The following is a 23,192-nucleotide window of genomic DNA, read 5'->3' on the forward strand; positions in this document are numbered from 1 at the left end:
CGTGTGGCTCAGCGCGGTCCATGGGCCGCGCTGAGCCACACGAGGCGTGTCGCGGTCAGCCGACCAGGTCGGCCACCGCGAGGCTGGCGAAGACCATCGCGGTGCCCAGCGGCGCGCCCGGGCCCGGGTAGTAGGGGCCGGTCATCGGCGCGGCGGTGTTGCCGACGGCGTACAGGCCCGGGACGGCGGTGCCGTCGGGTCGCAGCGCCCGGCCGTGCTCGTCGGTGACGACGCCGCCCTTGGTGCCGAGGTCCGACAGCACGAAGCGCGCCGCGAAGAAGGGCCCCTGGTCGACCGGGGTGAGCGCCTTGTTGGGGCCCTCGCCGTAGGTGAAGAACGTGTCGTACTCGTCCGCGCCGCGGCCGAAGTCCTCGTCGACGCCGGTGGCGCAGAAGCCGTTCCAGCGCTCGACGGTCGCCTCCAGTTCCTCCGCCGGTACGCCGATGGCCGCGGCGATCCCCTCGACCGACTCGGCCCGCACCCAGGTCCCGGCCGCCAGGTGGTCGGCGGGGTCGCCCTCGGGCATCGCGATGCCGGGCAGCCGGCCGCCCTCCCGTGAGTCGAAGACGAACCACGACGGCACGCGTGCGGGGTCCTTGGCCATCTCCCGGCCGAACCGGTCGTAGGGGAGCGACTCGTTGGCGTAGCGGCGGCCGTGGGCGTCGACCATCACGCCGCTGCGGAAGCCGAGGGTGAAGGAGCCGGCGCCGTCGGGGTGCTCCAGGCCGGGGCAGAACCATCCGAGGCCGGTCCAGTCGACGGCCGCCCCGGCGTTGATGGCCGCCGAGATCGGCTCGCCGGTGTTGGTGCCGCGCGGGGCCATCGTCCAGGCCGCCCTCCCGGGCGTGCCGTGGGCGTGCCGGCGCGACTCGCTGCCCTCGAAGCCGCCGCTGCCGAGCAGCACGCCGCGGCGTGCGCGGACCTCCACGGGACCCGTCTCGGTGGTGGCCCACACCCCGACCACGTGGTCACCGGTCGCGTCGGTCTGGGTCATCAGGTCCCGCACGCAGTGCCCGGTGCGGATCGTCCCGCCGGCCCCGACGAAGGTCGCGGCCAGCCGGGCGATGAGCGCCTGTCCGCCGCTCAGCGTGCCGCGGCCCTCGCCACCGACGCGGTCCCGCTCGACCGGCGGTCGCACCAGCGCGGCGACCTCGGGCGGCAGCTGGTCGCGCTTGATGCTGGTGGGCTGGATGGAGCGGCCCATGGGGCAGCGACCGGGTGCGTCGTAGTACTCCGGGAACGGCAGCCACTCGAAGTCGATGCCGGCCTCCTCGAGCGCGGCCACGACCCGTGGGGACTGCGCCAGGAACGTCTCCACCTTCACCGGGTCAGGGCTCCAGCCGTCGACCGGCGCCAGGACCGCGTCGAGGTAGGTGCGGGCGGACTCGGTGGAGTCGGCGATGCCGGCGCGCTGCTGGACCGCGCTGCCGGGCAGCCAGCAGGCGCCACCGGAGTAGGCCGAGGTGCCGCCGATCCGGTCGGTCCTCTCCAGCACCACCGTGCGCAGCCCCGCCCGCTGGGCGAGCAGCGCCCCGGTCAGCGCACCGCCACCGGACCCGACCACCACGACGTCGTACTCGTTGCTCATGCCCGCGATCCTCATCGGTAGAACGTGTTCTAGGCAAGGGGTGTGTGGGAGGGCGACCGGCAATGGGTTCGTCGGGGTGAGGGCCGGCTTGCCACAATGGGCCGGTCATGGAGACAGGGACGTCGGTGGAGCGCGAGCCGCTCGAGATCACCTACCCCGCCGACCTCCCGGTCAGCCAGCGCCGCGATGACATCGCCGAGGCGATCCGCGACCACCAGGTCGTCGTCGTGGCCGGCGAGACCGGCTCGGGCAAGACCACCCAGCTGCCCAAGATCTGCCTGGAGCTGGGGCGCGGTCGCACGACGTACCGCAAGGGCCGCGACGGGAGGAAGCGGCCGCGCGGCGGGCTGATCGGCCACACCCAGCCGCGGCGGATCGCCGCCCGCTCGGTGGCCGAGCGCATCGCCGACGAGCTCGGGCAGCCGCTGGGGCAGCAGTCGGTCGTCGGCTACCAGGTGCGCTTCACCGACCGCACCACCGCGGAGACCCGCGTGAAGCTGATGACCGACGGCATCCTGCTCGCCGAGCTCCAGCGCGACCGGATGCTGTGGCGCTACGACACGATCATCATCGACGAGGCCCACGAGCGCTCGCTCAACATCGACTTCCTGCTCGGCTACCTCAAGCGGCTGCTGCCGCGGCGGCCGGACCTGAAGCTGGTCATCACCTCCGCGACCATCGACGTCCAGCGCTTCTCCGAGCACTTCGCCGACCGCGACGGCACGCCCGCGCCGATCATCGAGGTCTCCGGCCGCACCTACCCCGTCGAGGTCCGCTACCGCCCGCTCCTGGAGCTCGCCCAAGATCCGCAGAGCGTCGACGATGAGGGCGAGGTGGTCGTGCGCGACCAGACCGAGGCGATCGTGGAGGCCGTCCGTGAGCTCGCGGCCGAGGGGCCCGGCGACGTCCTGGTCTTCCTGCCCGGTGAGCGGGAGATCCGCGACACCGCCGACGCCCTGGAGGAGGCCGCGGGCTCGCTGCGCGGCGCGGGCGGCGGCGTCGAGGTCGTGCCGCTGTACTCTCGGCTCTCGGCCGCCGAGCAGCACCGCGTCTTCGCACCGCACACCGGGCGCCGGGTCGTGCTGGCCACCAACGTCGCGGAGACCTCGCTGACCGTCCCGGGCATCCGGTACGTCGTCGACACCGGTGTCGCCCGGGTCAGTCGCTACTCCCTGCGCACCAAGGTCCAGCGGCTGCCCGTCGAGGCCGTCAGCCAGGCCTCGGCCAACCAGCGCGCTGGCCGGTGCGGCCGCGTGGGGCCCGGCATCTGCATCCGGCTCTACTCCGAGGAGGACTTCCTCGGCCGCCCGGAGTTCACCGACCCCGAGATCCTGCGCACCAACCTGGCCAGCGTCATCCTGCAGATGCGCGCGCTCGGGCTGGGCGACATCGCCCGCTTCCCGTTCGTCGAGCCGCCGGACCGACGCAACGTCGCCTCCGGCCTGCAGCTGCTCGAGGAGCTCGGCGCGCTGCGCCCCGGTGGCGACGGCAAGGACTCCCTGACCGACACCGGCCGCCGTCTGGCTCGGCTGCCGATCGACCCGCGCCTGGGCCGGATGATCCTCGAGGCCGACCGCCTCGGCTGCGTCCGCGAGGTCCTGGTCATCGTCGCGGCGATGTCGCTGCAGGACCCGCGCGAGCGGCCCGCCGAGCAGCGCGCCCAGGCCGACCAGCTGCACGCCCGGTTCAAGGCCGAGGGCTCGGACCTGCTCACCTGGCTCCACCTGTGGCGCTACGTCCGCGAGCAGCAGCGCGAGCTGTCCTCGAGCGCGTTCCGGCGCATGTGCAAGCGCGAGCACCTCAACTACCTGCGCATCCGCGAGTGGCAGGACTTCGAGTCCCAGCTGCGCCAGGTGGTCAAGGAGATGAAGATCGAGGTCTCGACAGGCTCGACCGACGGAGGGAGCTCGACCAGCGGCGGGGCGGCGTACGACGCCGACGGCATCCACCAGGCGCTGCTCTCCGGCCTGCTCTCCCACATCGGGGTGCTGGAGGAGCGCGAGAAGGAGAAGGGCAAGGGCAAGCGGCCCGGCCCGCGGGAGTACCTCGGCGCCCGGGGCGCGCGGTTCACGATCTTCCCGGGCTCGGGGCTGAAGGGGAAGTCCCCGGCGTTCGTCATGGCGGGTGAGCTCGTGGAGACGTCGCGGCTGTGGGCGCGCCAGGTCGCGGCGATCCAGCCCGAGTGGGCCGAGAAGCTGGCCGGCGACCTGGTGAAGCGGCAGTACTCCGAGCCGCACTGGTCGACCAAGCGTGCGGCGGTCATGGCCCGCGAGCGGGTGACGCTGTACGGCGTGCCGCTGGTCGCCGACCGGCTGGTCAACTACGGCACGGTCGACCGGGCGCTCGCGCGCGAGCTGTTCATCCGGCACGCGCTGGTCCAGGGGGAGTGGGCGGCGCTGGAGTCGGGGCGGCAGAAGTTCTACGAGCACAACCGGGCGCTGCTCGAGGAGGCCGCCGAGCTCGAGCACCGCTCGCGCCGGCGCGACATCGTGGTCTCCGAGGACATCCTCTTCGACTTCTACGACGCCCGGGTCGGGCCCGAGGTCGTCTCCGGTGTGCACTTCGAGCAGTGGTGGAAGCGCGAGCGCCAGAAGCGCCCGGGGCTGCTCGACTTCGACCTCTCGATGCTCACCCACGACACCGCCGAGGAGGTCACCGAGTCCGACTTCCCGCAGGCCTGGCAGGGGGAGGGGCTGACCTTCAACCTGGCCTACCACTTCGAGCCGGGCGCCGACGACGACGGCCTCACGATCGAGGTGCCGGTCGCGACGCTCAACCGGGTCGGCGCCGACGACTTCTCCTGGAACGTCCCCGGCCTGCGCGAGGAGCTGGTCACCGCGCTGATCCGGTCGCTGCCGAAGAACCTGCGCGTCTCGTTCGTGCCCGCCCCCGACAAGGCGCGGGAGTTCCTGCGGAGCGTCCCGGCGGGGGAGGAGCCGCTGCTCGACGCGCTCGAGCGGTGGTGCCGCGCGACCACCGGCGTCGTGGTCCCGCGCGAGGCGTGGGACTGGTCGAAGGTGCCCGAGCACCTGCGGCCGACCTACCGCGTGGTCGACGAGCAGGGCCGCGAGCAGGCCCGGGGCAAGGACCTCGAGGCGCTCAAGCAGCCGTTGCGCGGGCAGTTCCAGCAGGCGATGGACGAGGTCGCCACCGACTCCGGGCTCGCGCGCACCGGCGAGACCTCCTGGGTCTTCGGCGACCTGCCGGCGTCGATCACCCAGACGCGGGCGGGCCACGAGGTCACCGCCTACCCCGGGCTCGTCGACGAGGCCCTCACGATCGGGCGCAGCAGCGTGGGCCTGGAGGTCGTCGGCTCCGCGGAGGAGCGCGACGCGCGGCACCGACTCGGTGTGCGCCGACTGGTGCTGCTGGGTCTCGACGCGGCCGGTGACCACACCGTCAAGCGGGTGCTCGACGGGCTCGACAACGCCCAGAAGCTCGGCCTGGCCGGCTCGCCCTACCCCACGGTCGCCGAGCTGCTCGAGGACTGCCGCGCCGCCGTGGTCGGCGAGGCCGTCGACGCGCGACCCCCGGTGCGGTCGCAGGCGGCGTACGACGCCCTCCTGACAGCGGTCCGCGGGGACCTCGAGGCGCGGGTGCGGGGTGTGCTCGCCGACGTCGTGCGGGTCCTGACGGCATGGCGCGGTGTCGAGAAGGACCTCTCGGGTCGCGCGGACATGGCGATGCTGCCCGCGTTGACCGACATGCGTGCCCAGCTGGCGCGCCTGGTCGACCGGGGGTTCGTCGGTGAGGCCGGCCCCACGCAGCTTCGTCGCTTCCCGGTCTACCTCGCTGCGCTCTCGCAGCGTCGCGAGAAGCTGCTCGAGGGCGGCGGGTCGGTGGGCCGGGACCGGCAGCTGATGGACCGCATCGCCGACCTGCAGGACGCCTGGCTGCACCAGGTCGATGCCCTGCCCGACGGCCGCCCGCTGCCCGAGCGACTGCGCGAGGCGCGCTGGATGCTCGAGGAGTACCGCATCTCGCTGTGGGCCCAGCAGCTCGGCACCGCCCACCCCGTCTCCGACCAGCGGATCCGCAAGGTCCTCGGCTGAGCCGGTGCCCGTTCGGGCCCGTCAGGACAGGCGGCCGGCGAGCTCGAGGTGCCCGGCGGCCTCGAGCTGCTCGGCGGTGGCCAGCAGCCTGCTGACCTCCTCGTGGCTGGCCTCGCCCGTCGCGCTGCCGGCGGCGACGACCCGGGCGAAGGCCGAGGCGCGGAAGAGCAGGTCGGCGAAGTCCCCGGTGGTGATGCCGCGCAGCACCTCGTCGACCATCGCGCGCAGCTGGTCGGGCCCGGGCGGGTCGGCGACCCCCGCCACCACGCGGGCGACCTGGGCACGGCCGCGTCCCTCCTCGAAGGCACGCGCGACGTGGACCGGGTCGGCGTGCACCCACTGGCGCAGCAGGTAGAGCCGCCACAGGCAGCCGGCCAGGGTCTCGGCGGGCGCGCCCGACCAGACCTCGGCGATCGCCTCGATGCCCTCGGTGTCGGCGAGGTGGAGCAACCGGTCGGCCACCGCGTCGTCCTCGGTCTCGCGCGCCCCGCGCACCAGCAGGGCGGCGGCCCGCTCGGCCGCCTCGGACACGACCGCCGGGTCGGTCCCGCCCTCGACGGCCTCGAAGAACGCGGCCGTCTTCTGCGTGGGTCGGTGGTGCGATCTGCTCACCGGACCACGGTACGCCGCGGCGTACCCCCTCCCGTTCCGACCGTCCCCTCCACGCCGAGCCGGCGTATCAATACGCCGGTTCGATCCACTGGGTCCGCCGAGCCGGCGTATCAATACGCCGGTTCGGCGGAAGCGTTGGGTGAGTGGGGGTTGGCGTCTACACTTCTGGGGTGCGCCGGGCCGCGGCAGCCCCGGGTCCCAACATCAGCCGCTACGAGCGGCCACGCGCCGTGAGGCGCTCCCGGTCCGGCGCACATCACTCCTCCGGCCGGCACCGCTCCGGCCCGCGCTCCTGCGGCTCGGCCGCGGGCACCGGCCCACTAGGCTCGTGGCCATGGCTGCCTCTCCCCGGTCCATGCGCGCGGCGCTGCACCGCGCCCGGCTGCGGGTCACGCGCGGACTGCGCGTCACCTACAACCCCCGCACCGACGGGAAGCCGGACCCGGGCGAGGTCGTGTGGGCCTGGGTGCCCTACGAGGAGGACGCCAGCCAGGGCAAGGACCGTCCGGTCCTGCTCATCGCCCGGGACCGCAAGCGGCTCTACGGCCTGATGCTCACCAGCCAGGACCACGACCGCGACGCCGCGGACGAGGCACGCCACGGGCGCTACTGGATGGACGTCGGTGCCGGCGGCTGGGACCGCGAGCGCCGCCCCAGCGAGGTCCGATTGGACCGGCTGCTCACCCTGGCCACCGGCGACGTCCGGCGCGAGGGCGCGGCGCTGGACCGGCCGATGTTCGAGCGCGTGATCGCGGCCGCCGACCGCTTCCACAGCTTCGGCTGAGGTCGACCCGCCCCGCGGGGCGTGACGATCGGCACGTCCGGGCCGGCGCTCGCGTGCGGTGGCAGTGAGTAGGGTGACCGGCGCGGGTCGCGTGGCCCGGGATCGGGAGGCGACGTGAGGCTCATCGGGCGCGCCGGCGTACGACGTACGACGGCGGCACTGCTGTCGACCGTCGTGCTCGCGGGGCTGGCGGCGTGCTCGGACGAGCCGTCCTCGAGCAGGCCGCCGCTGGACCCCGACCCGGTGGCCAGCCCCGTCGCCGAGGACCGCCTGACGCTGGCCGTGTGGGGCAGCCGCGCCGAGATCGACACCTACGAGCGGTTGATGGCGGAGTACTCCGTGCTCTCGGAGACCTCCGACGTCGAGATCGTCGCCTTCTCCGACCGCGAGGAGGCCATGACGGCGCTGGCCGCGGGCGAGGTCGACCCCGACGTCTTCATGGCCTCGCGACGCGACCTGGCGTGGCTGCGCGAGGAGGACCGCACCAGCCCGGTCGACGAGCTGCTCGACGAGCGCTTCGTGGAGTTCGGCGACGTCTACTCCCGTGACGCGCTGCTGGCCTTCTCCGCCGACCGGCGACTGCAGTGCATGCCCTTCGAGATCTCCCCGACGGTGGTCTTCTACAACACCGACCTGATCGACTTCGAGCGGATGCAGGCCCGCGGGCTCGAGGTCCCCACGAGCTCGAGCCGCTGGAGCTTCGAGGAGTTCCAGGCGGCGGCGGAGTTCGCCACCCGGCCACGCAAGGGCACCAAGGGCGTCTACGTCGACCCCTCGCTGGTCGGCCTGGCCCCCTTCATCTACGCCGGGGGCGGCAAGCTGTTCGACGACGACGACGACCCCACCTCGCTGGCCTTCTCCGACGGCTCCACCCGCGACGCGCTGGAGACCACGCTCGGGCTGCTGCGCAACGGTCCGCTCACGCTGTCCGGCAAGCAGCTGACGCAGGCGACCCCGCTGCAGTGGTTCCGTCGCGGCAAGCTCGGGATGATCACCGGCGACCGGTCCTGGGTGCCCCAGCTGCGCCTGACCCAGGGCCTGTCCTTCGACGTGATGCCGATCCCGGCGATCGAGACCTCCGCCACGACCGGTGAGCTGACCGGTTTCTGCCTGGCCCGCCGACCGGTCTCGCTGTCCGGGGCCGCCGACCTGCTGGTGCACCTGATCAGCGACGACGTGGTGCGCCCGCTGGCCCGGACCGGCTTCCTGGTGCCGGCCAACCAGCAGGTCGCGCTCTCCGAGGACTTCCTGCAACCGGGCCGTCAGCCCGCCGAGGCCTCGGTCTTCACCGACTCCGCCGACGACATGGTCATCCCGCCGCTGCTGGACACCTGGGGCCAGCTGCAGCGCGCCGTCGACGACCAGGTGGCCCAGCTGGTCACCTCACCGGGCGTGCTGGACCTCGACAGCGCCAGCTCCACCATCGACTTCGCCTCGCAGGTGGTGCTGGCTCCCGAGCTGGTGCTCGACACCGGCGAGGAGGGCTCGGAGGAGGCCGGCGAGGCGCAGTAGCGCTCAGGCCTCGGCGTCGGGCTGCGGGGCCTCGGGCTCGGGCACCGGCTCGTCGCCGTGCAGGATCGCGGCCACCAGCAGCGGGGTGGTGAGTTCGACCTGCCACGGGCGGGCGCCGTAACCGCGCAGCTGCTCGGCCACGGCGGCGGCGAGGGCCTCCGGGTCGCGGGTGCGCGGCGGCGTCCAGAGGGTACGACGCATGGAGTCGGGCGTCAGCAGCTGCTCGGCCGGCATGGAGTGCTCCTCGGCCAGCGCCGCCATCGCCTCCCTCGCGTGCTGGAGGCGGCGGGCGGCCACGGGGTCGCGGTCGGCCCAGGCCCGGGCGGTGGGGGGCCCGTCGGAGCGCGGTGCCCGCGTGGGCAGCTCCTCCTCGGGGAGCTCGGCGACCTCGCGCAGCGTGGCCACCCACCGGCTGGAGTAACGCTCGGCGCCGCGGCCGTGGAAGCCCTTCAGGCCCAGCAGCGAGCCCTTGTCGGTGGGCAGGTGGGTCGCGGCGACGGTGATCGCGGAGTCGGGCAGGATGCGGCCGGGGGTGACATCACGCTGCTCGGCGAGGGCGTCGCGCAGCTCCCACAGCGCCTTGACGGCCCCGAGCGAGCGCCGGCCGCGGACCTTGTGCAGGCCCGAGGTGCGCCGCCACGCGTCGACCCGCGGGGTCGGCTCGAAGCTGCGCAGTGCGTCGAACTCCTGGCGGGCCCACTCCGCCTTGCCGGTCTCCTCGAGCTCGGCGGCCAGCAGGTCGCGCAGCTCCACGAGGACCTCGACGTCGAGGGCGGCGTACTCGAGCCAGGGCTTGGGCAGCGGACGGGTGGACCAGTCGACCGCCGAGTGCTCCTTCTTCATCCGCCGGCCCAGCAGCGTCTCGACCAGGGTGGCCAGGCCGACGCGGGGGTAGCCCAGCAGTCGGCCCGCGAGCTCGGTGTCGAAGAGGGCGGAGGGGGAGAGCCCCTCCTCGCGCAGGCAGGGGAGGTCCTGGGTGGCGGCGTGCAGGATCCACTCGGTCTCGCCGATGGCCTCCTGCAGCGGAGCCAGGTCGTCGAAGGCGATCGGGTCGACCAGGTGGGTGCCGGAGCCCTCGCGGCGCAGCTGGATCAGGTAGGCGCGGCTGGAGTAGCGGTAGCCGGAGGCGCGCTCGGCGTCGATGGCGACCGGTCCGGTGCCACCCGCGACGGCCTCGCACACGGCCCGCAGCGCCTCGGGGGTCTCCACGACGTCGGGCATCGGCTCGCGCAGGGTCAGCAGCGGCGCGGGGTCGGCCTCGGCGGCTGCGGGGGTGTCGGGCTGCTCGGGGTCGTGGGGGACGCTCTGCTCGCTCATCGGGTCAGCGGCCACGCTGTCCACGTCGGCTCGGCATCACCGCGACGCCCTCGGGGACCGGCGGCAGCCCGGCAGCGGTGCACATCAGCTCGCCCCACGCCTCGACGTGCGGGGTGGTGTCGGGCGTGAGCTCCACGCCCTCGGGGTGGACCGGGGTCCACGAGGCCCGGATCTCGATCTGCGCGGTGCCGCTCTCCTCGCTCATCCCACCGAAGCTCTCGGTGGCCACCCGGGTCACGGTGCCGGAGGCGGCGACGTGCTCGGCGCCGTGGGCGGCCAGGGCCTCGGTGAGCCACGACCAGCCGACGGCCGAGAGCATGGCGTCGGTGACCAGCTCGACCTCGATCTCGGCCCGCACGTAGGCCACGCAGCGGAAGGTGCCCTCCCAGGCGTCGTTGCCCGCCGGGTCGTGCAGCAGGATGATGCGGCCGGTGGCGACGTCCACGTCGTCGACGGTCACGTCGGCGGAGACGGCGGCGGCGTACGGCGCGATCCGCTGCGGTGCCGGCATCGGCTCCAGCAGCACCTCGGGACGCATCCGGGCCCGTCGCAGGCCGGCGACCGCCTCGCGGAAGGCGGGCGGCTCGGCGGGCGCACCCGCGGCGGGGTGCGTCTCCTGACGGACGACCATGCCCCCACAGTAGGTCGCGGTCCGCCGGTCTGATGTGCGAACACGCCGGGACCCTGCCACCCTTGAGCGGTGACGAGCCCCACCTCCGCCCCTGCGGCCGACCTCTCCGGCAGCGCGTTCCTCCAGGCCCTGCGCGGCGAGCCCGTGCCGCACACCCCGGTGTGGTTCATGCGGCAGGCCGGGCGCTCGCTCCCGGAGTACCTCAAGGTCCGTGAGGGCGTGGGCATGCTGGAGTCCTGCATGGAGCCCGACCTCACCATCGAGATCACCATGCAGCCGGTGCGCCGCTACGGCGTGGACGCCGCGATCTTCTTCTCCGACATCGTCCTGCCGCTCAAGGCGGTCGGGGTGGACCTGGACATCAAGCCCGGCGTGGGCCCCGTCGTGGCCGAGCCGGTGCGCACCCTCGAGGACGTCGCCGCGATCCCCGACCTGACCCCCGAGCACGTCCCGTTCATCACCCAGGCCGTCCAGGGCCTCGTGGGGGAGCTCGGCAGCACCCCGCTGATCGGGTTCGCGGGCGCGCCGTTCACGGTGGCGTCGTACCTCGTCGAGGGCGGGCCGTCCAAGGAGCACGCGAAGACCAAGGCGATGATGTTCGGCGCCCCCGAGGTCTGGTCGGCGTTGATGGAGAAGATCGCGGGCATCGCCGCGGCCTACCTCGAGGTCCAGGTCGCCGCCGGCGCCTCGGCCGTGCAGCTCTTCGACTCCTGGGCCGGCGCACTGACCCCGCAGGACTACGCCGCCCACGTCCAGCCCTGGTCGGCCTCGGTGCTGGCCCGCGCCGGGGAGCTCGGGGTGCCGCGCATCCACTTCGGCGTCGGCACCTCCAACCTGCTCGACCTGATGGGGGAGGCCGGCGCCGACGTGGTCGGCGTCGACTGGCGCACCCCGCTGGAGCGGGCGATCCCGATGGTCGGCGACCGCGGCGTCCAGGGCAACCTCGACCCGACCCTGGTCTTCGCCCCCACCGAGGTGATGACCGCCCGCGCCGCCGAGATCATCGAGGCCGGACGCGCCGCGAAGGGGCACGTGTTCAACCTCGGGCACGGGGTGCTGCCCTCCACCGATCCCGACCAGCTGGCCCGGCTGACCGACTTCGTGCACGCCTACCCGTTGGACTGACCGGCTCCTCGGCCACGGCCGCGCGAGGAGGACTTCTTCGCCGGCGCCTTGGCCGCAGCCGTCTTCTTGGCGGTCGTCGCCTTGGTGGCCTTCGCGGCGGGGCCCTTCCCGCCGGTGAGCCGCACCCGGGTGGCGTTGTCGTCGGTCTGCTCGACCTCGACGTAGTCCTGGGCGCGGGCCAGCGAGATGAGCTTGGCGAAGCCGTAGTTGCGCGGGTCGAACGAGGCGTGCCGGGTGCCGAGGTAGCTGCCCACGGAGCCCAGGTGCGCCCAGCCGTCCTCGGCCGAGGTCGCGTCGATGGCCGAGGTCAGCAGCTTGTGCAGGTCCGGCAGCGGCGCGCTGCCCTCGCCCGACTCGTCCTCGCTCGCGCTGTCCTGCGCGCCGTCGGCGTCCTGCTGGCCGAGGACCTCGAGGTAGATGAACTTGTCGCACGCCGCGACCAGCGAGGGCGGCGTGCGCCGGCGACCGAGGCCGTAGACGGTCTTCCCGGACTCCCGCAGCCGGGTGGCGAGCCGGGTGAAGTCGGAGTCGCTGGAGACCAGCGCGAACGCGTCGAGGTTGCCCGAGTAGAGCAGGTCCATCGCGTCGATGATCAGCGCGGAGTCGGTGGAGTTCTTGCCCTGCGTGTAGGCGAACTGCTGCACCGGCTGGATGGCGTTCTCGTTGAGCGCCTTCTTCCACCCCACGAGCTGCTGGGTGGTCCAGTCGCCGTAGGCGCGCTTGACGGTCGGCACGCCGTAGCGGGCGACCTCCTCGAGCAGCGCCCCGGCGTGGGAGGCGGAGGTGTTGTCGGCGTCGATGAGGACGGCCAACCGGGCGACGGCGGGGTCGGGCACCCGTGCCTCCTTCGGATCGGGAACCGCCATCCTGCCCCATCCGAGCGGCGGGACGCTGCGGCTCAGCCCTCCGCGGGCGCGGCGGGCTGCGCCGCGACCGAGCCGGGGGTACGCCGGCGGCGGACCGCCCCGCGCAGCAGCAGCCACCCGGGCAGGCCCAGCACCAGGGCGAGGACGGCGAAGGGGAGCACGGCGCCGGCCACGGTGGCCAGCCCGACCGCGACGGTGCCGAGCGCCTCCCAGCCCGCGGACAGCCCGGCCAGGAACCCGTCGTCGCCGTCCTCCTCCTCGGGCTCCTCGGAGGGGTGGCGCTGCAGGTGGACGGTGATGGTCGACATCGACGTCTGGTCGGCGAGGTAGGCCTGCTGGCGCAGCAGCGAGTTCAGCCGCGCCTCGCGGTCGGTGAGCTGGCGCTCGACGGCGACGATGTCGCGGATGGAGCCGGCCCGGTCCAGCAGCTGCTCGATGCGGGCGATGCTCTGGCGCTGGACCCGGATCCGCACGTCGGTGTCGACGACCTGGCTGGTGACGTCCTCCGAGGTCGTGGAGGACGCCTCGAGGTCGGCGACCTTCTCCAGGGCGTCGATGGTCTCGGTGAACTCCGCGGACGGCACCCGCAGCACCAGCCGGGCCGTGCGCACCTCGCCGTCGTCGTCGGTGCGGGTCTCGGAGTCGGTCACCTGGCCGCCGACCCGGTCCACGACCTTCTGCACCTCGAACCGGGCGTCGCCCACGTCGTCGGCGCGCAGGCTCACGGTGCCGGTGGAGATGATCGCGGCCTCGCGGGCGCCCTCCGCGCCCTCCTCGGTGGCGGACTCGGCCACGTCCGCGGCGTCGACGGACATGTCGCCGTCCCCCATGGAGGCGGAGGTGGAGTCCATGGCGCCGCCGGCCACCTCCTCGGCCAGGCCGCGCATCGTGGCGTCGTCCATCATCGGCTCGGCCATGGACTCACCGCCCATGGCGTCGTCGGAGGAGCCGGTGCCGCAGCCGGCGAGGACGAGCAGGGCCAGCAGCGCAGCGAGCGCGCCGGCGACGGCGGCGACGGGGGTGCGGGGTCGGGTCATGCCGGTGGGACGCGGCGTCGGCGGGGACGGTTCCGCGTGGCAGGCTGGAGGTCGTGGGTCAGGACGGGCGGGACGGGCAGCCGGGCGAGCACCGGGAGGTCGTGGTCGTCGGTGCCGGGATCGGCGGGCTGTCGGCGGCGTACCAGCTCCAGCAGCAGGGCCGCGACGTGCTCGTCCTCGAGGGCTCGCCCCAGGTGGGGGGCGTGCTGCGCAGGCGCAGCGTCGCCGGGGTGCCGGTCGACGTGGGCGCCGAGGCGATGCTCAACCGTCGCCCCGAGGGGGTCGACCTGGCCGCCGCCCTGGGGCTGGAGGTCTGCCACCCCACCGTCGCCTCCAGCCGGATCTGGACGCGCGACGCGCTGCGCCCGCTGCCGCGTTCGCTCATGGGTGTCCCGCTCGACCTCGACGACCTGTCCGCCAGCGGCGTGCTCACCGACGCCGAGCTGGCCCGCGTCCGTGAGGAGTCCGGGCACGCGGCCACGCCGGTCGGCGACGACGTGACGGTCGGCGACCTGGTCGACGACCGGCTCGGCCGCGCGGTCACCGACCGGCTCGTCGAGCCGCTGCTCGGCGGGGTGTACGCCGGTCACGCCCGCCGGATCTCGGCGCGGGCCGCGGTGCCGCAGCTGGTCGCCCTCGCGGAGCGGGGCTCGCTGCTGGACCAGGCGCCGGGGCTCACCGGCCCCTCGACCTACTCCGCGCCCGTCTTCGCCGGGCTGCCCGGCGGCATGGGCGGCCTGCCGTCGACGTTGGCCGAGCGGCTCGAGGTCCGCACCCGGGCCACGGTCCGCCGGCTGGGCCGCGTCCCCGTGCACGGCGGCCACCGCTTCGCGCTGACCGTCGGGCCGACCACCGACGAGCGCACGATCACCGCCGACGCCGTGGTGCTCGCGGTCCCGGCGGCCGCCGCCTCCCGGCTGCTCGCCGAGCTGGCCCCCGAGGCCGGCCGCCTGGTCGGCGGCATCGAGGCCGCCTCCGTCGCCGTGGTCACCCTCGCGCTGCGCGTCGCCGACGCCGGCGCCCTGGCCGAGACCGATGCGTCGGGCTTCCTCGTGCCCCCGGTCGAGCAGCGCGCCATCAAGGCCGCCACCTTCTCCTTCGCCAAGTGGGGCTGGGTGCGCGAGGCCGGCGCCGCGGACGGGCTCATCCACCTGCGCACCTCGCTGGGCCGGCACGGCGAGGAGGCCGCGCTGCAGGCGAGCGACGACGAGCTGGTCGCGGTGTCCCTGCGCGACCTGCACGACGCGACCGGTCTCCACGCCACGCCCGTCGACACCCACGTCCAGCGCTGGGGCGGCGGGCTCCCGCAGTACGCCCTGGGCCACCTCGACCGGGTCGCCCGCGTCCGGGCCGCGCTGGAGGCGGTGCCCGGGCTCGCGGTCTGCGGGGCGGCGTACGACGGTGTGGGCATCCCCGCCGTCATCGGCTCCGCCCAGCGCGCCGTCGCCGACGTCACGGCCTGACGGGCACCACCCGGGACACCCTCTGCCCCGATGTCCCTGGTCGCCGGGACATCGGGCCCCGCACTCTCCTCTCCGCCGGCACCGTCGCCGGCCGTAGGAGAACGAGAGAGAGACATGACCGTCCTGACCCCCACCCCGGCTCGCACCGACACCCGCGTCGCGAGCGTCCCCACCTCCCGCACCTGGGCCCTGGCCGGCGTCGTCGCCGGTGTCACGGGCGCCATCGGCATCGTCGCCTCCGGCTTCGTCGGCGCGGTGTACGACGAGTCGCTGGCCGGCGACCCGGACGCGATCGCCCGCGCCGTGCTCGACGACGTGCCCGCGCTGCTGGTCTTCCACACTGCGGCGCTGGTCAGCGCCGTCGCGATGGTCGTCTTCGGCGTCGGGCTGTTCCGCCGCCTGGCGGCCCGCACCGGCCCCGGCTCGCTCGCCCCGGCCGTGGCGGCTGCCGGGCTGCTCGGCACCGCCGTCGTCGCCGTCCTCGGCACCGGCCTGGACACCGAGTTCATCTTCGCCGGAGCCGGCCACGAGGACGTGGTCGACCCGCACGCGGTGATCCTGTTCAACCACTGGATCGGCACCGTGCCGTGGTGCTGGGTGCTCGCCGGGCTGTCCGGCACGGCCGTCTGGGTCGCGTCCCGGGCCGGTGCGGCGCCGCGGTGGATCGGCCGCGTGGGACTCGTCCTCGGTGGGCTGACGCTGCTGCTGGGCGTCACCCCGCTGCAGTACATGGCCGGCATGACCGGTCCGCTGTGGCTGCTGGTCACCTCGCTCGGCTTCGTGCTCGGGGACCGGGCGTTCCGGGCCGGCCGCTGATCGTGGCCAGGGTCGTCGCCCTGGGCGTGGCCAGGCTCGTGGCCGAGCCGCCCGCGGGGCCGGCGCCGGGATATCGGTTCCCGGTGCCGGCCCCTGCGCCGCATGATGTGCCGGTGCCCCCGTCCGCCCCCGCACCCGTGACCACCCGTGTCGCGGTGCTGAGCGTCCCCGCCGCCTGCCTGGTGGCGCTGCTGCTCAGCATCTGGCTGGACCTCCGGCCGGCCGCGGACGGGCTCGGGGACCGGCTCGTCGACGGCCCGGGCTGGCCGTGGACGCTCAACGGCGTCCTGCTCTCGGCCCTAGCCTGCGTCGTGCTGGTCCGTCAGCCGCGCAGCGGCACGGCGTGGGCGCTGGCGGGCCTGGGTGCCTTCTGGGGCCTCGACGGCCTCGCCCAGTCCTACCTGCGGGCGGGGGTCTCCGCCGAGGCGGTCTGGCCTGCCGCCACGGCCGTGATGTGGTTCTGGGCGCGCGTCGGGTCCCTGCTGCCCGTCGTGGTGGCCGTGCTGCTCCTGGTCTTCCCCACCGGTCGCCTGCTCGAGGGCGCCTGGGGGTGGGCCTCCCGCGGGGCGCTGGGGCTGATGGCGGTGGGCTTCCTGGTCTTCCTCACCGCGCCCGCCCCCGACCCCGAGGAGCCGCTGCCCCCGGGCCTGGACCTCGACCCGACGACGATCGCCGCGCTGGGCGGTGCGGCCGGCCCGGCCGCCCGCACCCTCACCCTGGCCGCGTTCGTGGTGCCCGTCCTCGTCGTGGTGGTGCGTCACCACCGAGCCCGGGGGACCGAGCGCGACCAGGTCCGCTGGCTGCTGTGGTCGGTGCTGGCGATGGCGCTGACCCTCGCGGCCGCCCAGCTCTACGACGGCCCCGGCGTCGACCTCGCGCTCACCTTCGTGGTCATGGTGCTGCCCGGGGCCGCCATCACCGTCGCCCTCGTGGCGCCGGGCCTCGTCCCGATCGGGGACCTGCTCGCCCGCACGCTGGCGTGGGGCGGGGTGGCCGGTGTGCTGCTGGCCGTCGACCTCGCCGTCGTCGCGCTCCTGGACCGTGTGCTGGCCGAGTCCCTCACCCGCACCCAGGTGGTGGCGGTGGTGCTGCTGCTCTCGGCGCTGGTCTACGCCCCGGTCCGGGCCCGGGCCTGGGCGCTGGCCCGGCGGCTGACGCGCGGGCGCCGGGACGCGCCGTACGACGTCGTGGCCGGTCTGGCTGAGCGGCTCGACCGCGCCGAGGGCGTCGAGGACCGGCTGCAGGAGGTGGCGCACGCGGTGGCCGACGCCCTCGGCGTCGGGTACGTCGGGCTCGAGGTCGAGCGCATCGGCGGCGGGACCTGGCGCAGTGCCGTGGGGGCGCGACCGGCGCAGGTGCGCACCCTCCCGGTCCACGAGCGCGGGGCGGAGGTCGGCTCCATCGCGCTGCCCGCCCGTGGCGTGCGCGCCCGCCTCTCGGCCCGCGACGAGCGACTCGTCGGGGACCTGGTCCGCCAGGGGGTCGCCGCGGTCCGGGCCGCCCAGCTCGCGGAGGAGCTGCAGCGCAGCCGGCACCAGCTGGTCACCGCGCGCGAGGAGGAGCGCCGCCGGATCCGGCGCGACCTCCACGACGGGCTCGGCCCGGCGTTGTCGGGGGTGGTCTTCTCGCTGGAGTCCGCCAGGCTCCTGCTCGAGCGCGACCCGGTGTCGGCGGCCGAGCAGGTGGGGGCCACCTCCCGGCACCTGCAGGAGGTCGTGGCCGACGTACGCCGCCTGGTGCACGACCTGCGCCCGCCCGCGCTCGACGACCGCGGCCTGGTCGGCGCGCTCGAGCAGCTCGCCGAGGGCTGCCCGCTCCCGGTGCGGGTCCGCGCGGGGCAGCTGCCCGCCCTGCCCGCCGCGGTCGAGGTGGCGGCGTACCGCATCGCCGCCGAGGCCGTCACCAACGTCGTGCGGCACGCCGGGGCGACTCGCTGCTCGGTGCGCCTGGAGGTGGTGGCGGGCGTGCTCGAGGTCGAGGTGGTCGACGACGGCGTCGGCGTCGACCCGGCGCGGCCCGCCGGGGTCGGGCTGCTGTCGCTGCGCGAGCGCGCCGAGGAGCTCGGCGGCTCGACCACGCTCACCTGCCCGGCGGCCGACGGCCACGGCACGCGGGTGCTGGCCCGGCTGCCGATGCGGGCCGCTGGGTCCGGGGCGCCCGCCGTCACCGCGACCCCCGTGGGTGCCCCGTGACCGCCGGGGAGGGAGCCGTGCGGGTCCTGGTGGTCGACGACCACCGGATCGTCCGGGACGGGCTGGTCGCCCTGCTCGGGGCCCTGGAGGGCATGGAGGTCGTCGGCACCGCGTGCGACGGCCGGGAGGCGCTGCACGCGGTCGCCGAGACCACCCCCGACGTGGTGGTCATGGACATCGCCATGCCCGGTCTCGACGGCATCGAGACCACCCGCTTCCTCAGCGGCCGGCACCCGGACGTGCGGGTGCTGATGCTGACCATGAACGAGGACGACGACACCGTGCTCAGCGCCATCCGTGCGGGTGCCTCCGGCTACCTGCTGAAGGGGGCGGGTGCGGAGGAGGTGCAGCACGCGGTGCGCACCACCGCCGCCGGCGGGATGGTCTTCGGCGCCTCGGTGGCCGCGCGGGTGGCCGCGCTGTTCGCCGGTGCCGCCCGGCCCGAGCCGGCGGTGGTCTTCCCCGAGCTCACCGACCGCGAGCGCGAGGTGCTCGACCTGCTGGCGGCCGGACGCAGCAACGACCAGATCGCGGCCGCGCTGTTCGTCTCCGGCAAGACGGTGCGCAACATCGTGTCCTCGGTCTACGCCAAGCTGCACGCCCCCGACCGGGCCGCGGCCATCATCCGGGCCCGCGAGGCCGGCCTCGGGCGGGGCTGACCGACGCGGCACAATGGGAGCCATGAGCGAGACCAAGTCCAACGCCGCCCGGGTGCGCGAGATCAACGACTCGATCCGCTACACCATGTGGTCGGTCTTCCGGCTGCGTGACGTGCTGGGCCCGGACGCCGACCGGGCCGCCGAGGGCGCCGAGGTCGAGAAGCTGTTCGCCGAGCTCGACGAGTCCGACACGGTCGTGCGCGGCGTCTACGACGTCAGCGGCCTGCGCGCCGACGCCGACGTGATGGTGTGGACCCACGCGACCACCAGCGAGGAGCTGCAGTCGGCGTACCACCGCTTCCGCCGCACGGCCTTCGGTGCCCGCCTCGACCCGGTCTGGTCGCAGATGGCGCTGCACCGTCCGGCGGAGTTCAACAAGTCGCACGTGCCGGCCTTCCTCGCCGACGAGGACGCCAAGAAGCACGTGTGCGTCTACCCGTTCGTCCGCTCCTACGAGTGGTACCTCCTCGAGGACGAGGAGCGCCGCGCGATGCTCGCCGAGCACGGCAAGATGGCCCGCGACTACAAGGACGTCCGCGCCAACACCGTCGCCTCGTTCGCGCTCGGCGACTACGAGTGGCTGCTGGCCTTCGAGGCCGACGAGCTCTACCGCATCGTCGACCTGATGCGGCACCTGCGCGGCTCCACCGCCCGTCGCCACGTGCGCGAGGAGATCCCGTTCTACACCGGTGCGCTCACGCCGATCGCCGAGCTGGTCGACCGGCTGCCCTGACCGTGGGGAACCACGGGTGCGCCCCAGGCGTCGGAGCGGCATGACCCTCCGGACCTCCGTGCCCACGCCCCTGCGGCTCGCCGCGCTGGCCGCCGCCGTCCTGCTCACCGCGACCGCCTGCAGCGGTGGTGACGAGGGTGCGGTGGCCCGCGACCCCGCCCCCGACGCGCCGACCGGCGCACCGGCCCTGGACCTGCCCGCCGACGTCCGGACCCGCGGCCTGGTGATGGTGATGGACACCGGCGACGGCCCCGAGGTCTGCCTCGGCGCGATCGCGGAGTCCTGGCCCCCGCAGTGCGGCGGCCCCGAGGTGCTCGGCTGGGACTGGTCCGAGCACTCCATGCACGAGAAGCAGGGCAGGGTCCGTTGGGGCTCCTTCGCGCTCTCCGGCTCGTGGGACGGCACGGCCCTCACGGTCTCCGACGCCGTCCCGGCCGCGCTGTACGACGTCATGGTCGAGGAGCCCTCGCCGGACCCGCTGCCCACCGACCCGCCGAGCCCCGCGGACCTGAAGGTCATCGCCGAGGAGGTCGCCGCCGAGCTGCCCGGCGTCTCGGGGGCGCAGGGCGCCTACCCGACCGAGCAGCAGGTCTACGTCGACGTCCCCTTCGACGACGGCTCCCTGCAGGAGTGGGCCGACGCCACCTACGGCGAGCACGTCGTCGTGGTGGTGCCGGCCCTGCTCCCGCGCAGGGGCTGAGCCGCGGGCTCAGCCGACCTCGACCGAGGCCTGCATGACCCCGCCGGGGTCGACGGAGCGACGCACCTCGGCGACCCGGGCCCAGGCACCCGCCCCGAACGCGTCCGCGCACGCCCCGGGCTGCGGTCCCGGCTCGTCGGTGAAGGTCAGCGACCGACCGGCGACCCCCCAGGGCCGCATCGCGGCGAGCACGGCCGCCGAGTCGCGCTGGACCGCCGCGAACGCCTCCGGGGTCGGGGCGACCCCGACGCAGTGCAGCACCAGGTCACCGGCCAGCGACCCGAGCGCCCCGGCCGACTCCGGCGCGCGGCCGAACGCTCCGCCGACGTGGCGCAGCTCGGTGAACATCAACCCCGACGGCTCGAGCGAGGCCCGGGCGAAGGCGGCCGCACCGGCCACGTCGAGGTGCCGGAGCACCGCGTGCGCGGTGCCGGCCGGCGTCGGGGCCGGCGGGTCCATGTGCACGTCGAGCAGCGCGGGTGCAGGCACCCGGCCGAAGGTGTCCAGCTCGGGTGCGAGGTCGCGCAGCGGCGACAGCAGCCGGGAGGCCTCGGCGTCGCCCTCCAGCACGGCCCCGTCGATGACGACGACGTCGCGCCCGGACAGGAACGGCGGCAGCTCCGGGATCGGCGGGAAGTGCATCACCCGCAGCGAGGTCGTCACCGACTCGGGCAGGCCCTGGACCCAGCGGGCCCAGCCCGAGACCACGCGGTCGGTGGCCGACGCGTCCCACAGCAGCATCCCGGCGTGCACGTCGGGGTGGGGGAGCAGGTCGATCTCCAGCGCGACGACGACACCGAGGTTGCCCCCGGCGCCGCGCACGGCCCAGAACAGCTCGGTCTCCTCGGTCGCCGAGCACCGCACCAGCCGGCCGTCGGGGGTGACCAGCTCGACGGCGCGGACGTGGTTGACGGCCAGGCCGTGCTGGCGGCCGTAGAACGACATCCCGCCCGAGAGCGTGTAGCCGACGACGCCCACGTCGGGCGCGCTGCCGTGGGCCGCGGTGAGGCCGTGCTCGGCGGCGGCCCGCACCACCGGCGCCCAGGTGGTGCCGCCGACGACGCGGGCGGTGCGCGCCGCGCCGTCGACCTGTACGCCGGTGAGCTCGTGCATCCGCAGCAGCAGCGAGCCCGCGAGCCGGCCCTGGAGCGGCGCCGCGCCGTGGCCGGTGCTCTGCGGGGCCACCCGCAGGCCGAGCCGGCGGGCGGTGCGGACGAGGGCGACGACCTCCTCGACCGTGTGCGGTGTCGCCACGGCGGCGGGTCGCTGGTCGACGGCGAGGTTCCAGGGCACCCGGGCGGCGTCGTACTCGGGGGTGCCGGGCAGGTGCACCCGGCCCGGCGCGGCCCCGAGCAGGGCGGTGTGGTCGGGCGCGGTGTGGTCGGGCTCGGTGCGGTGGGTGGTGGTGGTCATGGGGTTCTCTCTCGTGAGGGGTCCCGGGGTCCCCGGGGTGGTGGGTGCCGGCCCGGTCGGGCGGCAGGCGGTGCCGTCGAGGCGCACCAGCAGCCCCGGCGGGGTCAGCTGCTCGACCTGCTCGACGGTGAGGAGCGGCCTCGCGCCGGTCTGGGCGAAGCGCTCGGTGAGCACGTCGAGGACCGGCCCGATCCGGTCGTGGTCGACGGTGGTGACCCGCAGGCTGGCCAGGTCGTCCGGGCCGAGCCCGGCAGCGGCCAGGCAGCCCTCGATCCCCGCCAGGCTCAGGGCGAGCTGGGCGGCCGGGTCGTCCTCGTGCAGCAGCCGGCCGTGCCCGTCCAGGGAGGCCTGGGGCGGGAGCGGGATCGGGCTGCCGGTCGGGGTGGGCGTGCTGGTCACGTCTCCACCGTCGGGCCCGTGGGGTGCGGTGGACCATCCCGCAGATGCGGGGTCTTTCCGGGTGGGGACCCTGGGTGGGCTGGACCACCCAGATTTGTGGGATGCCGGGTGCGCCGGGTGCTCCGCACAATCGATGCGTGCCCCCCACGACCCTGACGCCGCTCGCCGTCGAGCGGGTGACCCGCGACGTCGACTGCCTGTCGCGGGCCGGCCTGTGCGTCGATGAGTTCTTCGCGGAGGTGCTGGACTCCCTGGGCCGGGTGCTGCCCACCGAGGGGGCCTGCGTGGCCACCGCGGACCCGGCGACCGGACTGGTCACCAGCTCGCGGAAGTACGGCGACCTCGTGCACCGCAACACCCACGACCACGAGTGGGGGCTGCGGGAGTTCGGCGACGTCGAGGAGACGACGTTCGTACGGATGACCGAGACGGGCCGGGTCGCCGCCTCGGTCCACCAGGTGACCGGCGGCGACGTGGCCGCCTCACGCCGGATGGCGGAGTTCATGCGGCCCTACTTCGGCTTCGACGACGAGCTGCGCGGGCTCTTCCTCGAGGACGGCCGCTGCTGGGGCGCGGTCGCGATGTTCCGCGGCGACGGCGACCACTTCACGCCGGGCGAGGTCGACCTGCTCGCCGGGCTGTCCCCGTTCCTCGCCCGCGGGGTGCGGTCGGGGCTGCTGGCCTCGGCGGCGGAGGTCCTCCCCGGTGAGCGGCCGCACGGTCCCGGGGTCGTGATCGTGGGTCGCGACGGCGAGGTGCTGCAGATGAGCCTCGGCGCCGAGGCGTGGATCGAGGAGCTCGTGACCGGCGCCCACAGCGGTGCCGCGATCAGTGCGGTGGCCGCCCTGGTCGGGGCCGCGCGCCGCTACGCCGCGGGGGAGACGACCACGCCGCCGCGCTCACGGCTGCGGGCGCGCAACGGCATGTGGCTGGTGCTCAACGCGACGCCCCTCACCGGGCCCGACGGGCTCACCGACCAGGTCGTGGTGACGATCGAGGAGGCCCGCCCACCGGAGATCGTGCCGCTCGTGGTGGCGGCCTTCGACCTCACCGCGCGGGAGCGCGACGTCACCCAGCTGGTCCTCCAGGGGGTGGACACCAAGGAGATCGCGGCGACGCTGCACCTGTCGACGTACACGGTGCAGGACCACCTCAAGGCGGTCTTCACCAAGGCCGACGTGCGCAGCCGCCGGGAGCTGGTCTCCCGGGTCTTCTTCGACCAGTACCAGCCCCGCTTCGGCGAGGAGGTCGGCGTGGACGGGTGGTACGTCTCCTAGCCCCCCCCGCCGGGGG

The 23,192-nt window shown here is 74.8% G+C and carries 18 protein-coding genes; 11 read left to right on the top strand and 7 right to left on the bottom strand.

Annotated elements, in window-relative coordinates; genetic code table 11:
* Positions 1-55: 55 nt before the first annotated feature.
* Positions 56-1,588, bottom strand: a complete 1,533-nt coding sequence (locus BKA05_RS02830; protein WP_246289745.1) for an FAD-dependent oxidoreductase — start codon at positions 1,586-1,588, stop codon at positions 56-58.
* A 107-nt stretch (positions 1,589-1,695) separates the two neighbouring features.
* On the opposite strand from BKA05_RS02830, the gene hrpA reads away from it, so the two are divergent.
* Positions 1,696-5,640 (top strand): ATP-dependent RNA helicase HrpA, encoded by a 3,945-nt coding sequence (hrpA, locus tag BKA05_RS02835; RefSeq protein WP_179530070.1) that lies wholly within the window; start codon positions 1,696-1,698, stop codon positions 5,638-5,640.
* 21 nt (positions 5,641-5,661) lie between these two features.
* Here hrpA and BKA05_RS02840 read toward each other — a convergent pair whose 3' ends face one another.
* Positions 5,662-6,252, bottom strand: coding sequence for a hypothetical protein (locus BKA05_RS02840; protein ID WP_179530071.1), 591 nt, complete (start codon positions 6,250-6,252; stop codon positions 5,662-5,664).
* A gap of 334 nt (positions 6,253-6,586) precedes the next feature.
* Here BKA05_RS02840 and BKA05_RS02845 point away from each other — a divergent pair, with 334 nt between their 5' ends.
* Together BKA05_RS02845 and BKA05_RS02850 are read left to right on the top strand one after the other, a co-directional pair.
* A complete protein-coding gene (locus BKA05_RS02845; RefSeq protein ID WP_179530072.1) occupies positions 6,587-7,036 on the top strand; it encodes a type II toxin-antitoxin system PemK/MazF family toxin in 450 nt (149 codons plus the stop codon).
* Positions 7,037-7,150: 114 nt separating this feature from the next.
* Positions 7,151-8,548: an extracellular solute-binding protein gene (locus BKA05_RS02850; RefSeq protein ID WP_179530073.1), complete on the top strand. Its 1,398-nt coding sequence runs from the start codon at positions 7,151-7,153 to the stop codon at positions 8,546-8,548.
* Between the two features lie 3 nt (positions 8,549-8,551).
* On the opposite strand, the gene BKA05_RS02855 is transcribed toward BKA05_RS02850, so the two are convergent.
* Both BKA05_RS02855 and BKA05_RS02860 read right to left on the bottom strand, forming a co-directional pair.
* On the bottom strand, positions 8,552-9,865 hold the full coding sequence (locus BKA05_RS02855) for a ribonuclease D (protein WP_179530074.1): 1,314 nt from the start codon (positions 9,863-9,865) through the stop codon (positions 8,552-8,554).
* Between the two features lie 4 nt (positions 9,866-9,869).
* A complete protein-coding gene (locus tag BKA05_RS02860; protein WP_179530075.1) occupies positions 9,870-10,496 on the bottom strand; it encodes a DUF3000 domain-containing protein in 627 nt (208 codons plus the stop codon).
* A 69-nt stretch (positions 10,497-10,565) separates the two neighbouring features.
* Here BKA05_RS02860 and hemE point away from each other — a divergent pair, with 69 nt between their 5' ends.
* Positions 10,566-11,621, top strand: coding sequence for a uroporphyrinogen decarboxylase (gene hemE, locus BKA05_RS02865; protein ID WP_179530076.1), 1,056 nt, complete (start codon positions 10,566-10,568; stop codon positions 11,619-11,621).
* On the opposite strand, the gene BKA05_RS02870 is transcribed toward hemE, so the two are convergent.
* Positions 11,606-12,457: an NYN domain-containing protein gene (locus BKA05_RS02870; protein ID WP_343045492.1), complete on the bottom strand. Its 852-nt coding sequence runs from the start codon at positions 12,455-12,457 to the stop codon at positions 11,606-11,608. The two genes, hemE and BKA05_RS02870, sit on opposite strands and share 16 nt — an antisense overlap.
* Positions 12,458-12,519: 62 nt before the next feature.
* Positions 12,520-13,524, bottom strand: coding sequence for a DUF4349 domain-containing protein (locus tag BKA05_RS02875; RefSeq protein WP_179530078.1), 1,005 nt, complete (start codon positions 13,522-13,524; stop codon positions 12,520-12,522).
* 53 nt (positions 13,525-13,577) lie between these two features.
* Here BKA05_RS02875 and hemG point away from each other — a divergent pair, with 53 nt between their 5' ends.
* The 6 genes from hemG to BKA05_RS02905 all read left to right on the top strand — a co-directional run bounded on the left by hemG (position 13,578) and on the right by BKA05_RS02905 (position 20,087).
* Positions 13,578-14,987: a protoporphyrinogen oxidase gene (gene hemG, locus BKA05_RS02880; protein ID WP_343045493.1), complete on the top strand. Its 1,410-nt coding sequence runs from the start codon at positions 13,578-13,580 to the stop codon at positions 14,985-14,987.
* A 114-nt stretch (positions 14,988-15,101) separates the two neighbouring features.
* Complete coding sequence (locus tag BKA05_RS02885) at positions 15,102-15,803, top strand: hypothetical protein (RefSeq protein ID WP_179530079.1); 702 nt, start codon at positions 15,102-15,104, stop codon at positions 15,801-15,803.
* Positions 15,804-15,916: 113 nt separating this feature from the next.
* On the top strand, positions 15,917-17,995 hold the full coding sequence (locus tag BKA05_RS20170; protein ID WP_179530080.1) for a histidine kinase: 2,079 nt from the start codon (positions 15,917-15,919) through the stop codon (positions 17,993-17,995).
* On the top strand, positions 17,992-18,654 hold the full coding sequence (locus BKA05_RS02895; protein WP_343045494.1) for a response regulator transcription factor: 663 nt from the start codon (positions 17,992-17,994) through the stop codon (positions 18,652-18,654). The genes BKA05_RS20170 and BKA05_RS02895 overlap by 4 nt, the downstream gene beginning before the upstream one ends.
* A 22-nt stretch (positions 18,655-18,676) precedes the next feature.
* Positions 18,677-19,387 carry a hydrogen peroxide-dependent heme synthase gene (hemQ, locus tag BKA05_RS02900; RefSeq protein ID WP_218842249.1) on the top strand — a complete coding sequence of 237 codons (711 nt, stop codon included), beginning with the start codon at positions 18,677-18,679 and terminating at the stop codon, positions 19,385-19,387.
* Positions 19,388-19,427: 40 nt separating this feature from the next.
* A complete protein-coding gene (locus BKA05_RS02905) occupies positions 19,428-20,087 on the top strand; it encodes a hypothetical protein (RefSeq protein WP_179530082.1) in 660 nt (219 codons plus the stop codon).
* A gap of 9 nt (positions 20,088-20,096) precedes the next feature.
* Here the strand turns inward: BKA05_RS02905 and BKA05_RS02910 are convergent, their stop codons facing one another.
* On the bottom strand, positions 20,097-21,899 hold the full coding sequence (locus BKA05_RS02910) for an FAD-binding protein (protein ID WP_218842251.1): 1,803 nt from the start codon (positions 21,897-21,899) through the stop codon (positions 20,097-20,099).
* Between the two features lie 137 nt (positions 21,900-22,036).
* Here BKA05_RS02910 and BKA05_RS02915 point away from each other — a divergent pair, with 137 nt between their 5' ends.
* Positions 22,037-23,176, top strand: a complete 1,140-nt coding sequence (locus tag BKA05_RS02915) for a helix-turn-helix transcriptional regulator (protein WP_343045495.1) — start codon at positions 22,037-22,039, stop codon at positions 23,174-23,176.
* Positions 23,177-23,192 lie beyond the last annotated feature (16 nt).

Origin of the sequence: Nocardioides marinus (assembly GCF_013408145.1) — a bacterium.
In the GTDB taxonomy this organism is placed as follows: domain Bacteria; phylum Actinomycetota; class Actinomycetes; order Propionibacteriales; family Nocardioidaceae; genus Nocardioides; species Nocardioides marinus.

Bases quoted from the DNA above. Each gene is read 5' to 3' on its own strand.
- BKA05_RS02830 (WP_246289745.1), bottom strand. From the start codon at position 1,588: ATGAGCAACGAGTACGACGTCGTGGTGGTCGGGTCCGGTGGCGGTGCG.
- hrpA (WP_179530070.1), top strand. From the start codon at position 1,696: ATGGAGACAGGGACGTCGGTGGAGCGCGAGCCGCTCGAGATCACCTAC.
- BKA05_RS02845 (WP_179530072.1), top strand. From the start codon at position 6,587: ATGGCTGCCTCTCCCCGGTCCATGCGCGCGGCGCTGCACCGCGCCCGG.
- BKA05_RS02855 (WP_179530074.1), bottom strand. From the start codon at position 9,865: ATGAGCGAGCAGAGCGTCCCCCACGACCCCGAGCAGCCCGACACCCCC.
- BKA05_RS02860 (WP_179530075.1), bottom strand. From the start codon at position 10,496: ATGGTCGTCCGTCAGGAGACGCACCCCGCCGCGGGTGCGCCCGCCGAG.
- BKA05_RS02875 (WP_179530078.1), bottom strand. From the start codon at position 13,524: ATGACCCGACCCCGCACCCCCGTCGCCGCCGTCGCCGGCGCGCTCGCT.
- BKA05_RS02885 (WP_179530079.1), top strand. From the start codon at position 15,102: ATGACCGTCCTGACCCCCACCCCGGCTCGCACCGACACCCGCGTCGCG.
- hemQ (WP_218842249.1), top strand. From the start codon at position 18,677: ATGAGCGAGACCAAGTCCAACGCCGCCCGGGTGCGCGAGATCAACGAC.
- BKA05_RS02905 (WP_179530082.1), top strand. From the start codon at position 19,428: ATGACCCTCCGGACCTCCGTGCCCACGCCCCTGCGGCTCGCCGCGCTG.